14 protein-coding genes are annotated in these 13,862 nt (G+C 72.0%); 2 read left to right on the top strand and 12 right to left on the bottom strand.

Translation table 11 applies throughout. The features are described from left to right. Positions 1-309 precede the first annotated feature (309 nt). From LC193_RS08555 to LC193_RS08535, 5 genes are read right to left on the bottom strand one after another with little or no spacing between them, the layout of a single operon-like run. On the bottom strand, positions 310-1,056 hold the full coding sequence (locus LC193_RS08555) for an HAD family hydrolase (RefSeq protein WP_226073048.1): 747 nt from the start codon (positions 1,054-1,056) through the stop codon (positions 310-312). After that, positions 1,053-1,598 carry an orotate phosphoribosyltransferase gene (locus LC193_RS08550; RefSeq protein WP_226073047.1) on the bottom strand — a complete coding sequence of 182 codons (546 nt, stop codon included), beginning with the start codon at positions 1,596-1,598 and terminating at the stop codon, positions 1,053-1,055. Before LC193_RS08550 ends, LC193_RS08555 begins: the two co-directional genes overlap by 4 nt. Next, on the bottom strand, positions 1,595-2,218 hold the full coding sequence (locus tag LC193_RS08545) for an SLOG cluster 4 domain-containing protein (RefSeq protein WP_226073046.1): 624 nt from the start codon (positions 2,216-2,218) through the stop codon (positions 1,595-1,597). The genes LC193_RS08550 and LC193_RS08545 overlap by 4 nt, the downstream gene beginning before the upstream one ends. Beyond that, positions 2,215-3,111 (bottom strand): hypothetical protein, encoded by an 897-nt coding sequence (locus LC193_RS08540; RefSeq protein WP_226073045.1) that lies wholly within the window; start codon positions 3,109-3,111, stop codon positions 2,215-2,217. Before LC193_RS08540 ends, LC193_RS08545 begins: the two co-directional genes overlap by 4 nt. 59 nt (positions 3,112-3,170) lie before the next feature. Then, positions 3,171-4,007: an aspartyl/asparaginyl beta-hydroxylase domain-containing protein gene (locus LC193_RS08535; RefSeq protein ID WP_226073044.1), complete on the bottom strand. Its 837-nt coding sequence runs from the start codon at positions 4,005-4,007 to the stop codon at positions 3,171-3,173. A gap of 344 nt (positions 4,008-4,351) precedes the next feature. Here LC193_RS08535 and LC193_RS08530 point away from each other — a divergent pair, with 344 nt between their 5' ends. Both LC193_RS08530 and LC193_RS08525 read left to right on the top strand, forming a co-directional pair. Continuing rightward, positions 4,352-5,926, top strand: a complete 1,575-nt coding sequence (locus LC193_RS08530) for a tetratricopeptide repeat protein (protein WP_226073043.1) — start codon at positions 4,352-4,354, stop codon at positions 5,924-5,926. 12 nt (positions 5,927-5,938) lie between these two features. Next, on the top strand, positions 5,939-6,298 hold the full coding sequence (locus tag LC193_RS08525; protein ID WP_226073041.1) for an ASCH domain-containing protein: 360 nt from the start codon (positions 5,939-5,941) through the stop codon (positions 6,296-6,298). Positions 6,299-6,542: 244 nt separating this feature from the next. Here LC193_RS08525 and LC193_RS08520 read toward each other — a convergent pair whose 3' ends face one another. From LC193_RS08520 to LC193_RS08490, 7 genes are read right to left on the bottom strand one after another with little or no spacing between them, the layout of a single operon-like run. Then, positions 6,543-7,019 carry a hypothetical protein gene (locus LC193_RS08520; protein WP_226073039.1) on the bottom strand — a complete coding sequence of 159 codons (477 nt, stop codon included), beginning with the start codon at positions 7,017-7,019 and terminating at the stop codon, positions 6,543-6,545. Next, the gene (locus LC193_RS08515; protein WP_226073037.1) at positions 7,016-8,488 is read right to left on the bottom strand and encodes a type IV secretory system conjugative DNA transfer family protein; all 1,473 of its coding nucleotides are present in this window, start codon (positions 8,486-8,488) and stop codon (positions 7,016-7,018) included. Before LC193_RS08515 ends, LC193_RS08520 begins: the two co-directional genes overlap by 4 nt. After that, the gene (locus LC193_RS08510) at positions 8,485-8,742 is read right to left on the bottom strand and encodes a hypothetical protein (RefSeq protein ID WP_226073035.1); all 258 of its coding nucleotides are present in this window, start codon (positions 8,740-8,742) and stop codon (positions 8,485-8,487) included. Before LC193_RS08510 ends, LC193_RS08515 begins: the two co-directional genes overlap by 4 nt. Beyond that, positions 8,739-10,121 (bottom strand): type IV secretory system conjugative DNA transfer family protein, encoded by a 1,383-nt coding sequence (locus tag LC193_RS08505; RefSeq protein ID WP_226073033.1) that lies wholly within the window; start codon positions 10,119-10,121, stop codon positions 8,739-8,741. Before LC193_RS08505 ends, LC193_RS08510 begins: the two co-directional genes overlap by 4 nt. Next, a complete protein-coding gene (locus tag LC193_RS08500; protein ID WP_226073031.1) occupies positions 10,118-11,608 on the bottom strand; it encodes a hypothetical protein in 1,491 nt (496 codons plus the stop codon). The genes LC193_RS08505 and LC193_RS08500 overlap by 4 nt, the downstream gene beginning before the upstream one ends. Beyond that, the gene (locus LC193_RS08495; protein ID WP_226073029.1) at positions 11,605-13,041 is read right to left on the bottom strand and encodes a hypothetical protein; all 1,437 of its coding nucleotides are present in this window, start codon (positions 13,039-13,041) and stop codon (positions 11,605-11,607) included. Before LC193_RS08495 ends, LC193_RS08500 begins: the two co-directional genes overlap by 4 nt. Then, a complete protein-coding gene (locus LC193_RS08490) occupies positions 13,038-13,850 on the bottom strand; it encodes a hypothetical protein (protein WP_226073028.1) in 813 nt (270 codons plus the stop codon). The genes LC193_RS08495 and LC193_RS08490 overlap by 4 nt, the downstream gene beginning before the upstream one ends. Between the last annotated feature and the right edge of the window lie 12 nt (positions 13,851-13,862).

Here is a 13,862-nt window from a genome sequence, read left to right as displayed (position 1 = left end):
GTTCTCAGGTCTCCAGCTCGGCGCAGATAGCTCGCGCCCCCATGGGCCGCACCTTGACTCCAGATCCGTTGCGCGCGTCGGTGGTGCAGCAGACCGCCAGAGCTGTTCTCCGGTCTGCTGCACCACCGACTGTAGCGGGTGAACCACAAGACCGCTCAGCGTTACCAGAAGTCATCACGCGAGCCGCCCGGGCGACGACGGCGACGTGCGGCCCGTTCGCTCCGAGAAGGACGACGAAGGCGGAGAGCTTGCCGACGGTGCCGGGCGGCCGTGAGCCCCCGGACCGCCCGTCCGGGGAGGGGCCGGATGTCAGGCAGGAGTGCCCCGGGGCCTTCTCATGTGCTGTTGCGGGGGAGCCCCCACCACCGACACTTCTGTGGCGGTTGCCTCCGCCTCTGGCCGGCCCGGCGAAGGCGGCGGAGAACCGCGCAGTGCCAGGAGGGCCGGGCCGACACGGGACGGGTCGTCCAGTACCACGGCGGCCCCCGCCGCCTTCAGCACGGCGGGTCCGGCATAGCCCCATCCGGCCCCGAGCGGAGTGATCCCGGCCGCGCGGGCGGCAGCGATGTCCCCGGTGGTGTCGCCGAGGAACACCGCCTCGAACGGGGCGATGCCCAGCGTGCCCAGAGCGAGAAGGAGACCGTCCGGGGACGGCTTCGGTTGGGCGTCCTCGCGGCAGACCGTCACATCCAGCAGCGCGAGGACATCCGGCGGCAGCAGCCAGGACAACCGGTCGCGCTTCTGCAAGGTGACCAGGCCCGTGGCGATCCCGGCGTCCTTGATCGCCATCAGCCCCTCCAGCACCCCGGGGAACAGGGTGGCGGCGGCGGTGGCCAGGGCCGCATCCCACCAGATCTCGCAGAGCTCGTCCGGCTCGGTGACGCCGAGGCCGGCCAGCACCTCGACCCTGGGGGTCGTCGCGGCGTCCGCCGGCAGGTCGGCGACGGTGACCCGGCGTCCCAAGGCGGCGGTCGCGACACCGGCGAGGGTGGCCAGCACCGCCTCCCGGCTGTCCAGCAGCACTCCGTCCATGTCGAACAGCACCGCCCCGGTCACGACGCCGCCCCCTTGCCGGTGGACAGGTCGGCCTCCGTCAGCAGTGGATGCAGACGGACGCTGTGCTCGTTCAGCAGCAGTCGCCCGCCGAGCGGCCGTTCCAGTACGCAGAGCGCGTCGGTGACCGGGGCTCCGGAGACACGCAGCATCCGGGCCATGGCCAGCAGCTGCCCGCCGGAGCGGACCACATCGTCGACAAGGACAACCCGCCGCCCCTCGACGCCGCTGCCCTCGATCTGCTGCTTGGAGCCGTAGCGCTTGGGCAGACGACGAAGGAACGCGGCCCGCAGTCCTGTCGCGGCCGACAGGGCGACGACCAGCGGAACGCCGCCCAGCTCGATCCCGGCCAGCACCTCGGCGTCCTCGGGGACGAGGAGGGCCATCGCGTCGGCGACATCGTGCAGCAGCTGCGGGTCGGCGGCCAGGCGGTACTCGTCGAAATACGAGTCCAGCACCTGCCCGTCGACCAGAGTGAACGCGTCGCTGACACAGGCCGCCTCGGCGATCCGGGCCGCCAGGGACGTCGCGGTGGTCACGGTCATGCGCCGACCTCCGTCTCGTCGGTCCCGGTGGTGAGGTCGTGCAGCTGGGCGGCGAACGCGGCCGCCGAACCGATCGGGGAGATGAAGCCGAGCGGCCGGGTGGGCGTCTCGAACAGCCACTTCTCCCGCCTGAGGAAGGACAGCAGGCCGAGCGCGGTGGGGCCGGTGATCCAGACGGGCACGGGGCGGATGGTGCCCGCGTAGTAGAGGGCGGCGGTCAGCTCGTGCAGGGTCCCGACCCCGCCGCCCATCGCCACCAGGAGATCGGCCGCGTCGAGGTAGTGGTTGAGGCGGGCGCCGAGGTCGGGCAGGTGGACCTCGTCGGTGACGTGCGGGTTGAAGTCGCCCCACTCGGCGTGCTTGGCCGCCAGGGTGACCGCGGTGACCGTGCCGCCCTTGGCCGCGGCCCCGCGGGCGGCGGCCTCCATCAGCCCGTTGTAGCCGCCGTGCAGCAGTGCGAACCCGGCTCCTGCGAGGGCCATGCCGACCTCTTCCGCGAGCCGTTCCTCGTCCGGGGAGGCGGGGACGACCCCGCCGAAGAACACCGCCGTCTTCCGCCGGTCTTGGGCCCGGACCCGGCCAACGGCCGAGGTGGTGGGGCGGCGGCCCGAGGGCTTCACACCAGCTCCAGGTAGGTGCGGTAGGCGGTGAGCGCATCCGCGAGACCGTCCAGGGCGTTGGGGCAGGCCCGCGTCGTCAGGGCGATCACCCGGTCCAGGGCGGCGTTGACGTCGGCGGCCGTAGGGACGGCCGGGGAGGTGATCGCCGCGTCCAGGTCGGCCAGGCAGGCCCGGCCGATCGGGGTGAGCGCGAGCTCTTCCCGTAGCTGATACCAGCCCCAGAACCGTGAGGCCGGCGCGAGCGCGGTCTTGATCAGGTCTTTCGTCGCGGTGTGCAGCATGTGCCACTCGGCGTAGGCGACAAACCGCTGTCCGCGCCGGATGCGCTTGTGCAGCAGCACCGCCAGCACCAGGTGCTCGATCAGCAGCTCGGTGCACGATCGCGGCCGGGCCGCGAGCTCGGCAACGCAGGTCTCGGCCCGTTCGATCTGCGAGGTGGTGATCTCGGCCGGCGGCCTGTCCAGCAGCACCTTCCCGCCGACCCTCCGCCGCAAGGCGGTCATCTCGGAGGCGGGGGCGAGGTAGAGGTCGACCTGCTGGAGCTTGCCCTCGTGCTGGACGAGGAAGACGAACCCGATGCCGCCGAGGTCCGCGACGATGGTGTCGCGCCAGCCGGGCAGCAGGGCCCCGCCCGCGACCGTCATGAGGTCGTTCAGGGCCAGGGCGAACGTGGGCAGGTCACGGTCGTGGATGCCGACGACGAAGTCGACGTCCGAGAGGCGGTCGGCGGTGCCGGAGGCGAGCGAGCCGCGGACGATCAGGTGGGTGACCGCCGTGGAGGCGGACAGCAGCCCGGCGATACGGGTCAGCAGCGGCAGCTGGGCGGGCCTGTTGGCCTCGGTGAGCTCGGCCAGTCGCAGTTCGGCCGGGGCCAGGGACAGGGCGGTGGGCATGAGCGGGTGTCCTTCCGGGCTGAGGATTGCGCGGACAGAGGCGAGGGGTGGGGGCGGGGTCACGTGGCGAGGGCCAGGAGCTTGGCCTTCGCGGCCGTCCAGCGCGTGCTGGCCTCGCTGTCGCCGAGCGCGGCGTGCAGGCTCGCGATCAGGTCGTAGGCGGTGCCCTCCGGGAGGGCGAAGGAGTAGAACAGCCGCAGCAGCAGCTGCTCGGCGGCGCCCACGTAGCCGAGGTCGGCCAGGCGCCGGGCGGCGGCGAGGCGTTCGGCCAAGTCCGTCTCCGAGGCGGTCGGCAGCCGGTTCGCGGCTGTCGGCTCCTTCGCCCTCCCGGCGATGCGCGTGTAGGCGTCGTCGGCGTAGACATCCGCGATCAGGTGGATCCGGTCCGGGCCGAGCAGGTTGCAGACCCCGTGCGCGTAGGTCGGGGTCAGCCGCCAGATCCACCCGCCGTCCATGTGGACCTGGGTGCCGCCTGTGACCAGGAACGCGGAGGAGTTGGTGTGCAGCGGGATGTGCAGCCGGTGGCGTTCGACCTGGTCGAGCTCGTCGTAGTCGCGGTGTTCCCAGAGGAACGCGTTCGCCTCCAGCCGGGCCAGCCGCACCCACATGTAGTTCAGGCCGAGTTCGGCCAGCAGGCCGGCGGTGGCGGGCATGTGCCTCAGCGCATCGGTGGGCCGGGCGGTGCAGTCTTCGATCCTCACGTCCGCGGCTTCTCCGGTGGCGTTCATCAGCGACGTGGTCCACCAGCCGCCGGACTGGAACTCGCCGTACTCGGCCTTCCAGGGCACGGAGGTGGTCAGGGCCTCGTGCCGCATGCGCTCGATCAACTGCCCGTCGAGGTTCTCCAGCTGAGCGATCTGCCCGGACAGGGCGTCGAACGGCTGTGCTTCTTCCATGGTGTCCCTCTCGATCTCTCACCCCGAGGCAGGCCCCGGGGCGAGTGCGGATGGGGTGGAAGGCGCGACGCGTCCGGCCGGATGCCCTCGACCCAACCCGAGGAAGGCCGTGGATGCCGGGTCCGTCGGTCGGACGCGGCGCCGGGATTCAGAGTGATCGATCGGCGTTGTCGCAGGTAGTGAGAGGTATCCGCCCCTCGTGGGCGGTGCGGCCGCCCGTGTGGGGAGAGCGCCCCGCCCTCCGGCGTGGGGTTTGATCGCCTACCCGGGCAGGCAAGCATCCTTCGGCAGCACGGGCGGGCGGCGCTGCCGGCGCCGAGCCGGTGGCAGGCGGGGAGGCAACCGTGAGCAATCAGGCGACCAAGCAGTCCACAGCGGTGCACCACCATTCCTGCGGGAGGGCTCTGCGTGAACGTGCTCTCGGCCAGGCGGGCTCGCCCGACCCTGTGCCGGTGGCGCTGGTCGTCGAGATCACCCGACAGATCGCGAAGCACTGCGGGCACCGGCTCCTCAAGTCCCGCCGCCTCGCGACGGGGTGGACCGTGGGCCAGGCCGTCGCCGCCGCCCACCAGCTCGTCGAGAAGGAAAACCTGACCAGGGTCGGACTGTCCGAACGCTCCTGGAAGGACTGGGAAGCAGGCCACCTGCCCAGTCCCGACTACCAGGACCTGCTGTGCCGCCTGTTCAGCACGAGCCCCGTCGGCCTCGGGTTCGCTCACGACTACTCACCCCCCGAGGCGGCGGGGAGCAGTCCGTTTTTGAGCGCGGGGCCGGGCGATGGAACACTTCCCGGAGGAGAAACGGCCCGCGCCGGCGCGGGCTCGCGGACCTTCACGGAGGTGGAGGAGACGAAACGTCGCGACGCGGTGAAGCTCGCCGGACTGGCCATGGCCTCCCCGGCCGCCGCAGCACAGGTTCTTCAGCGGGCCGCCGCCGAGGCCATGGAGTTCACCCGGCAGGCGGAGGCGACCTCGCTCGGCTCCGGCACTCTGGACCACCTCGACCTCGCGGTCACCGAGTTCAACCACGCGTACTCGCTCAAGCCGCCGGCGGCCGTCTTCGACGCGGTGATGGACTACCGGCGCAAGGTCGATGCCCTCCTCAAGGGGCGGTTCACCCACCGGCAGGAACGCGAACTGCTGACGTTCGCCGGGTGGATGTCCGAACTGCTGGCCTGGCTCGCCCACGACCTCGGCGACGCCCGCACCGGCCTCGCTTTCGCCAGTGACGCGTTCGTCCACGGCCAGCAGGCTGGACACGGCCAGCTGTGCGCGTGGGCGATGGACGCCGCCGCATCCATCAACCTGTATGAACAACGGCCCGACAGGGCCCGCCAGGCCGCCCTCAAGGGCCTGACCGAAGCACCCGCAGAACATCCGCTGACCGTGCGGCTGCATGCGCAGGCCGCCCGCGCCGCGGCGGCCGACGGCGACGCCGACGGCTTCACCACCGCCTTCCACGCGGCTGAGGACGCCTACCGGCTCCTGCCGCCCCGTTCGCCCCGTCGGTTCGGCATGGATGTGCTGCCGTTGGCCGACTACGCGCTCACCTCCTATCCGGCCACCTCGGCCATCTGGCTCGGCCAGGCCGAGGAGGCCCGTCGACATGCCGAACGGGCGCTGGCCGCCTACGAGTCGGCGCCCGCGGCGTCCCGGTCTCCGAGCCGGGAGGCCATCGCCCGCATCGACCTCGCCATCGCCCATGCCCAGCTCGGCGCCCCCGACGACGCCGTCGCCCTCGGCCACCGAGCCCTCGACTCCGCCCGCGTCGTCGGCTCCGTCCTGGGCCGGGCCGGTGACCTCATCTCGTTTCTGACCCGCCGCTATCCCCGCCGGGCAGCCGTCGAGGGCCTGCGCGAACGTCTCACCACCGCGGCCCTCGCCCGCCCGGCCCTGTCCGCCGCCTCGACCATGATGTGAAGGGAATCGACGATGACCGCCGAGCCGCCCGCCCAGCACGGACTCAACATCCGCAAGCCCTATTTCGACCTGATCGCGACCGGCTCCAAGACCATCGAGATCCGCGTCGGCTATCCCAAGATCCGAAACATGGCCGCCGGTGACAGCCTGCGGTTCACCTCCGGCGACCACACCCTGACCACCCGCATCACCGCCCTCAACGAGTACACGTCCTTCGAGGAGATGCTCGACGCCGAGGACAACACCGCCATCGGCGAACCCGGCATGACCCGCGACGAGCTGCTGGCCGTCTGCCGCGAGATCTACCCGCCGGAGAAAGAAGCCCTCGGCGTCTTCGCCATCCACCTCGACCTCACCCGCACCGGCGCCTGACGCGCTCCACCTCCTCAAGCCGCACGCCCCACCGACCGTCCGACCGCCGACCGTTCCACTGCCAACGGATCACTGCGCGGCTTACCTGTACACGACTCAAGTGGTGGCAGTCAGAGGGGAAAGTTCGGACTGTTCTCTCGGCTGGGAAGCTGCTGAGGGGTGGAATCGGCATGCATGCGGCGCATCGGCTCACTACGTGATGTCGTCCGGGGACGGCCGCGTAAGTGCCGTGTTCACTGGTGGGTTATCTGGGGCGTTGGTTTATGGCTCGGTTGGCGGTGGTGGTGGTGTAGCGCGGGGGGAGTTCGTTGTGGTGGCCTTGGCGGCAGGGTGAGTTGGTGCCGAGGGTGGTGGTTGTTCTGCGGTGGAAGTGTTCCAGGTCGTCGTGCCAGCGGCTGATGTAGGCGGGGGTGGTCGCGGAGTAGGCGTCGATGCGGGTGAAGGCGAGGGCGGCGAGTTCGTGTGCGATGTTCTCGTGCTGGTGCCAGCAGGCGGGGATGACGTGGTCGTCGGTCCAGCCGTAGGTCCAGTTCAGCCATTGGGCCACGTGGTCGAGCCATAGCCAGACGGCGTCCTCGATCGCCGGGGGAAGTGCGCACAGGTCCCAGGGGCGGGGTCGGGGGTGGTGGTCGGTCTGGGTGTTCAGTGGTTCGCTGTCGTCAGCTTGGAGCAGCGTGCGTACGGCGTTGGGGAGTGGGGGCCAGGGGTGGAGTCTGGTCATGGTGTGTCTCGTTGGGTGGGGTTGTGTTGTGTCTGCCAGGTGCGGTGGTGGTGTTGGAGGGTGGCGTGGCGGGTTTGGGTGGTGTGTGCGCGGGTGCGGTCGGCGAGGGCGCGGATTTCGTTGATCTCGTTGCGGATGTGGGGCCAGTGGGGGTGGTCGGTGAGGGCGGGGAGTTCGACGAGGACTGGGGGGAGGTTGCCGGCGAGTAGGAGGGCTTGGCCTGTGGTGGTGTCGAGGTGCTGGATTTCGTGGGTGCGCAGGACGGGTTGGCGTTCGTGGGTGTGGGAGCGGCTGGTGGCGGTGCGGTGGTGGCGGGGGGTGTGGTTGTGGGTGGTCGAGGTTTTGATGGTGTCGGTGGTTCCGCAGAGTTCTTGGAGGTCTTTGAGGAGTGCGGTGTCGTGGGAGCCGCCCAGGACGAGGGTGTTGTTGGTGATGGCGGCGAGTTCTTTGGCGGTGGCGTGTCCGAAGCGGGCTTCGGCGGAGGCCCAGCCTTGGACGAGGTAGATGACGCATAGGCCGCGTCCTCGGCCGTCGGCGACGCGTTGGCGCAGTGAGGGGAGGGGGGCGATGTTGGGGGCTTCGTCGAGTGCGATGACGAGTGGGGGGTCGAGGCGGCGGTGGGGTCGGGTGAGGGCGAGTTGTTCGGCGCGGTCCAGGACGTCTTCGGTGATGGCGGTGACCAGGGGGGAGAGGGTGGAGTGGGCGGAGTCTTTGCCGAGGAGGTAGAGGGTTCCGTTGTGGGTGAGGTGTTGTTCGATGTCGGTGGCGTGTTCGGGTGGGATGTCGACGGAGTCGATGACGGGTTGGTGGGCGAAGGCGGCGAGGGCGCCTGCGAGGGTGGAGCGGGTGTTGCCGATGGCGCGTTCGTCGCCGGTGGTGGCGTCCAGGAGGTTGTCGGCCCAGTGGGGTCCGGCGCCGGGGTGGTGGTGGAGGATGCGGCGTGGTGCGGGGTCTTCGGGGTGTTTGGACCAGCGCAGGACGTGGCGCCAGGTGGCGCCGTCGAGGGCGGCGGCGTGGATGAGGCAGGAGAGCCAGGTGCCGGCGAGGTGGCGGTAGTGGGCTGCGCCTTCGTCTTGGGGCCCGGTGGTGGTGGTGCGGGTGCCGGCGATGAAGGCGCGTCCGCGGAGTTCGGCGGTGAGGGTGTCTTGGGCGCCGTGGAGGGGGGACCAGCGCAGGGGTGGTTGGCCGGGGGTGAGTTGTTGGGGGTCGAGGGTGGCGGTGGGGCCTTGGTGGCGGCGTGCGCCGAGGGTGAGTTCGATGAGGTCGGGTTTGGTGGAGGTGGCCAGTGCGGGGCCGGGGGCGTCGCGTAGGAGGCGGGCGAGGAAGCGGAAGGTTTTGCCGGAGCCCATGGGGCCGATGACGCGCAGGGCTTGGTCGTAGGGGGAGTACAGGGGCATGCGTCCGCATGCGGGTCGGGTGGCGTGGCCGAGGAAGTAGCCGTACTCGGTGACGGGCCTGGGGTCGGTCATGGGGGTGTGTCTCCTTGCGGGGGGTGGGTGAGGCTGGGGCGGACCTGGTGGCCGGCGCGGCGTACGGCGGCTTCGGACAGGGTGCGCGCCAGGTCTTCGGGTGTGGCGAACCCGGCGTGCGGCGAGGCGGGCCGGGAGCCGACCTTCGGCCGCCGGGCGAAACGGCCCCGCAGGTATCCGGCAGCGCAAACCACCACCAGCGCCAGCAGCAGAACGGCGGTCGCGAGGCCGGATGCCGCGGGGAAGGCGCTCACATCGCCTCCGTGGTACGGGGTCTGCCGGTCATGGCCTGGTCGGTGTCGGTGATCGCCGTCTCCAGTCGGGTGCGCAGGTGCTGGACCATGCGGGCGGGTTCGTGGCCGATGCGGAGCACGTGCACGCCTTGTGCGAGTGCGGCGAGCTGCCGGTTGAGGGTGTCCGGGAGGCGGAACTGCCGCAGGACTTGCGCGGCGTCGTCCTCGCGGGACTGGCGGTAGACGTGCACGATGCCGGCTTCGCGGACCAGGGACATGGCGTCGGAGTCCTCGCGGATGTCGCTGAGGTGGTGGACGACGGTGACGAACGACAGCCCGATGCCCCGGCCGCGTTTGGCCAGCGAGCGCAGCACGCCGGCCACCTTCTCCAGACGCGCGGTGTGGTAGCCCTCTTCGAGGACGATCAGCCGCCGGCCGGGGTGTTGGGCCCAGACGGCGGACAGGAACGTGGCCACCAGCGCCATCACCAGGGAGAGGGCCGGGGAGTCCTCGGGCAGCGCGGAGGTGTCGAACACGATCAGACGCGCGTCGAGGTCCAGGTCGGTGCTGGTCTCCCGGTCGATGAGGCCGGAGAGGTCGCCGTTCACGAAGCGTTCGAGGTCCAGGGCCAGGTCCAGGCCCCACCCGATGACGTCGCGGCGGCTGACGACGCCTTCGGTCCGCAGGTGGGGGCGGGGGATCGCGTTGTCGGCCGGGTCGTAGAGCGCGGTGATGACGTCGTGCAAGGTGGCGACCCTGCCGTCGCCACGCGCCCGTTCGAGGGCGGTGCGGTGGGCGGTGCGCAGGGCGTAGCGCTGGCGCGGGCTGAGGTTTCGTTCGTGTGCGTGTTCGGCGACCATGAGCAGGAGGCGGTCCTGGCCGACGCGTCCGTCGCCGCCGCTTTCCGAGGTGGTGGAGATGCGAGGGTCGAGCAGGTTGATGGCGGTGCCGCCGGTGCGGGCGAAGCGGACGGGGGTGGCGCCGCATTCCGCGGCGGCGCGTTCGTATTCGCCTCGGCCCTGCTGGTTCTTGCGGTCCAGGACGACGACCTGTTTGCCGCAGGCGACCTGGCGGACGCAGTACTGGGTCTTCACGAGCGAGGACTTGCCGGAGGAGATGTCGCCCAGGACCAGGACGTTCGGGCTGGTGACGCGGCCCTGCTCGTAGAGGGCGTGCGGGTCGGTCGTCACGGGCTGCCCGGTCGCCAGGTCGACGCCCGTGATGGGACCGGCCAGCGCGGGATGGGTGGCGACGACGGCGGGGTTGAGAGCGGCGGCCTGCCTGGTCGAGGTGAAGATCGTCTCCTCCGCCAGTTCCGCACGCCCGAGCGCGTGGCGCAGGCGGCCACGCGGGCGGGGGCGTGAGGGGGCGAGGGGCTGGGTCGGTGGCGTGGTGGTCATGCTTTGATGCCTCGGGCGAGCGGCAGTGCGGTGAGCAGGGCGTGGTGGTGGCGGTGGGTGTGCCAGCGCAGGCGGGTGATCCCCGCGTCCTCGGCCGCGGCGGTCACGCGCACGCGTGAGGCGGTGAGGTCGGCGGGATCGGGCGCGGACAGGTGCAGGCGAACGGCGGGGTGGGTGCCGCCGACGACGGGTGTGAGCAGGTCTTCGAGCACACGCCGGGATGAGGACATGGACGCCTCGGCCACGCCGGTGGAGACCTGGCCGCGGCGGCGTTCGCCGTGCCGGTCGGCGGTGTCGTAGGTGAGGGCCAGCCGGGCCCGCTCCCTGGCGGGCACCTTGGGCACCAGGCGCCACTGCGTCTGGACGGTACGGATAGTGGCCGGATGGATGCCGGTCACCAGGTGCTCCATCCAACGGGCGGTGACCGGCTGGAGCGGCCACGCGTCGCGGGGCACCGAGGCCACGGCGTGGTACCACGGCCGGTGCGTCCCCTCGGTGCGCACCCAGTCACGCCCGGGAGTGCGCACCTGCGACCAGCCGTCCAGCACGGAACCCACGCCGTCGAGGTCGTCGATGTCCCGGTCCGGATCGTGCAGGTGCCGGATCAACGCACCCAGCCGCCGCGGCCCCAGCACGGCACGCAACGGATGCCCCGCACGCCCGACCCGGCCGACGACATCACCCAGGACGTGGAACGCTTCCGCGCACAGCGCTTCCTCCCCGGCCGTCGCGGGGAGTCGTTCGGCGAGGCGGGGCAGGGGGATGCGGACGGTGGCGAAGCTGCGGTACTCCTCGGTGTTGCCTGCCGCGTATCCGGCCAGCTCGCTCATGGAACGCCGCAACCGAGCCGGGACGCCGTCGGCCAGCAACCCGTCCATGTGACGACGGTAGGAGTCGGGGTGGACCGGCAGCACGCGCGTGCACACGTCCAACTGCTCGACGGGCAGCCCGGCGCCCGCCAGACCGCCGAGCAGCCGCTCGAACAGGTACCCGGCGGCGTTCACGGCCCGCGTGGGCAGCAACCCGTCGCCTCCACCGGCAATCTCGAACGTCGCCGTCAGATGGCCGTCGGTCCACGAGCGGTCCGCGTGGTCGCGGTGGTGGACCAGGGCCATCGGGGACGCGGGCGCGGCCTCGGGCGCGTAGCTCAGCGCGCGGATCTCACCGACCTCCGGCGGCGGGGCGGCCCCGGGGACGAAGTCGGGGCGGCGCCCCGCCTTGCGCACGAGACGCCACTCGGCCTCGTCCACCAACGCGGCGGCCCACGAGTCCCCTTCGGCGGTGGCGCGCCGCACGGCGAACCATCCGGCCGCCGCGCCCAGCAGGCCCGCGACCAGGGTGATGAGGGACTGGGTGGTCAGCAGCAGGAGCAGCCACACCACCAGGTAGACCGCGCCGACCGCCACCTGCACCGGGGACATGGCCCCGAACAGGGACCGTCTGCGGGTCTCGCCGCCCAGTACGTAGGTGCGCTGCGAGCCGTTCATCGTTCGTCTTCCGTCTGCTCGCGGGTGGGCGCGGGGTCGGTGTTCTGGGCGGGTGCCGTGGACCCGTTCGGGTCGGCCGGGTCCGCGCCGCGCGGCACGGCGGTGGTGGGGCCGACGTCCTGTTCGTCCGGGGCGAGGTGCGGGCGGGCGGCGACGGCGACCGCCCCGGCGCCGCCCGCGACCGCGGCGGCGGCTGCCTGTCGGCCCGGGGCGGCCGGGCCGCCCTCCGCCTCGCCGTCGTCGTCCTCCGGGCCGTCGCGGTGGTGCTGGGAGGTGCCGATCCGGCTGGCGCGGGACTCGAAGCGCTCCACCACGTTCTCGACCATCTCCCCGGCCGACGGGTGCACGAGTGCCCCGCGCACCGCGGGGTCCATCGCGCCACCCGCCGGCCCGGCCAGCGACATCAGCCACATCACCACGACGGGGAACGCGTCGATCATCAGCAGTCCGACGAGGAGGAACAGCAGCACGCTCAGCCCGTCGTCCTCGGGCCGGTCGCGCAGGACCGAGTCGAAGGCGGCCCAGATGCTGTGGAAGAAGAAGTAGATGAAGGCGGGCAGCAGCATCAGGCCGCCCAGCAGCGAGGCCAGCCGCCGCAACGCGGCCGACCACGGCGGATACACCCAGGCGACCAGCACCAGCGGGACCAGCAGGGCGGCCAGGTGCAGCCCCCACTGCGCGACGGCCAGCTCGATCAGTGTGACCAGCCCGAGGCACAGGATGCACAGGAACAGCAGCAACGCGAGCACCGTTCCGCCGAACACCCCCCAGTCCCCGGCCTGTTGGACGATCAGGTCCATCAGCCGCTCGACGGCGTTCCCCGCGTGCTCGGTGCCCTCGTCCGCGAAGGCGCGCGCGATGTGGCCCGCGGCCAGCTGGAGTTCGAGCAGGATCACGGGCCCGGCGGAGATGAGCGGGATCACGAAGACCAGGCGCCAACCGGACTGCCGCAGCAGGTCCGCGCCGGTCACCGAGGACCCCGAGGCGGCGAACCGCCCGGTGATCCACACCAGCAGCACGGCGAGCAGCAGCAGGGAGAGGCCGAAGCTCGTGGCGTACTGGGAGGTCCACCACTCCTGGTCGAACGCCGGCTGGGACACCTCCTCGCCAACGTTCTGGATGGAGGACAGGAGGCCGACCGTCGACTCGGCCATCCCCTTGACCCACTCCTCCACGAAGTTGTCCGGAACGACGTCCGCGAGCGCGCCCGTCACGGCGTCGACCTTGGAACGGTGGACGTCCCCGAGGTACCCGTAGACCGACGAGACGCCGGGGATGTCGTTGAGGGCGGAGCAGGCCGCTTTCCCCAGGAGCGCGCCTTCGCACTCGTCCTTCTCCGAGCCGGCCGCCGCGCCCGCGCAGGTCAGCGCGAGCAGAACGGCCAGCAGCGTCCCGATGGCCGCGCCCCGCGCGGCGCCGGCCGGGCGGCTCACCACGTGAGGTCCGGCGAGGCGGCGGGGCGCAACCGTTCGGTGGCGTCGGCGTAGAGTTCCCAGCCCGCGCCGAGGAGCGCCAGCCGTTCGGCGAGCGGCACCACGGGCTGGTCGGGGTCGGCCGGCGTGACCAGTTGGTCGAACGGGCCCCGGAGCAGCTCGGCGACGCGCCAGTCGGCGCCTTCCCACTTCAGCACCGCGCGCCCCATGAGCCACCGGGCGCGGGCCTCGGTTCCGCCCAGCGCGGGGTCGGGACCGGCCAGGCAGGGCATCCAGTGGTCGACGACCGCGCGGTCGGGGGACGAGGCGACGACGCGGTAGGCCCCCAGATCAGGGCGGCAGTCGGCTGCGGAGCCGTCGGCCAGCGCCGCGGCGGCGTCCGCGTCGAGCGTCGTCACCGAGGGCGGGTCGACCACGGCGTCGCGCGCGTACCGCCACCGCTCGAAGGACGTCATGCGGTACAAGTCGTCGATCGAGGCGAGGTAGGAGGCGCTCGCCTCGACCGCCCCCGTCGCGGTTCTCGCGAAGCCGCGCGGCAGACCCGACACGCGGCGGGTGGCGCCGCGAGCGGCGGCGGTGGCCTCCCCGCGCGGTGGGTCCGCCGACGGTGACGGCGAGGCCGAGGGCGCGTGGTCGGCCGGGGCCTGTTCGGGGGCGCGTTCACGGGTCAGCGCGAACGCGAGGACCGCGAGTGCCAGCGCGACGGCGCCGGTCACCAGCGCCACCGCCTTCCAGCGGCGGCCGGCCGGGCCGGGCGGGGCGCTGCCTCGCGCGCCCGGGGACGGTGGCGGGGGCATGGGTGGGTACATCAACGGATTCCT

Source organism: Streptomyces marincola (genome assembly GCF_020410765.1).
Classification (GTDB): domain Bacteria; phylum Actinomycetota; class Actinomycetes; order Streptomycetales; family Streptomycetaceae; genus Streptomyces; species Streptomyces marincola.
This window is presented reverse-complemented; position numbering and strand designations above follow the sequence as displayed.

What these genes read in the sequence shown, in the direction of transcription:
- LC193_RS08505 (WP_226073033.1), bottom strand. Translation starts at nt 10,121, where the DNA reads ATGACCACCACGCCACCGACCCAGCCCCTCGCCCCCTCACGCCCCCGC.
- LC193_RS08550 (WP_226073047.1), bottom strand. Translation starts at nt 1,598, where the DNA reads ATGACCGTGACCACCGCGACGTCCCTGGCGGCCCGGATCGCCGAGGCG.
- LC193_RS08520 (WP_226073039.1), bottom strand. Translation starts at nt 7,019, where the DNA reads ATGACCAGACTCCACCCCTGGCCCCCACTCCCCAACGCCGTACGCACG.
- LC193_RS08525 (WP_226073041.1), top strand. Translation starts at nt 5,939, where the DNA reads ATGACCGCCGAGCCGCCCGCCCAGCACGGACTCAACATCCGCAAGCCC.
- LC193_RS08535 (WP_226073044.1), bottom strand. Translation starts at nt 4,007, where the DNA reads ATGGAAGAAGCACAGCCGTTCGACGCCCTGTCCGGGCAGATCGCTCAG.
- LC193_RS08500 (WP_226073031.1), bottom strand. Translation starts at nt 11,608, where the DNA reads ATGAACGGCTCGCAGCGCACCTACGTACTGGGCGGCGAGACCCGCAGA.
- LC193_RS08515 (WP_226073037.1), bottom strand. Translation starts at nt 8,488, where the DNA reads ATGACCGACCCCAGGCCCGTCACCGAGTACGGCTACTTCCTCGGCCAC.
- LC193_RS08540 (WP_226073045.1), bottom strand. Translation starts at nt 3,111, where the DNA reads ATGCCCACCGCCCTGTCCCTGGCCCCGGCCGAACTGCGACTGGCCGAG.
- LC193_RS08490 (WP_226073028.1), bottom strand. Translation starts at nt 13,850, where the DNA reads ATGTACCCACCCATGCCCCCGCCACCGTCCCCGGGCGCGCGAGGCAGC.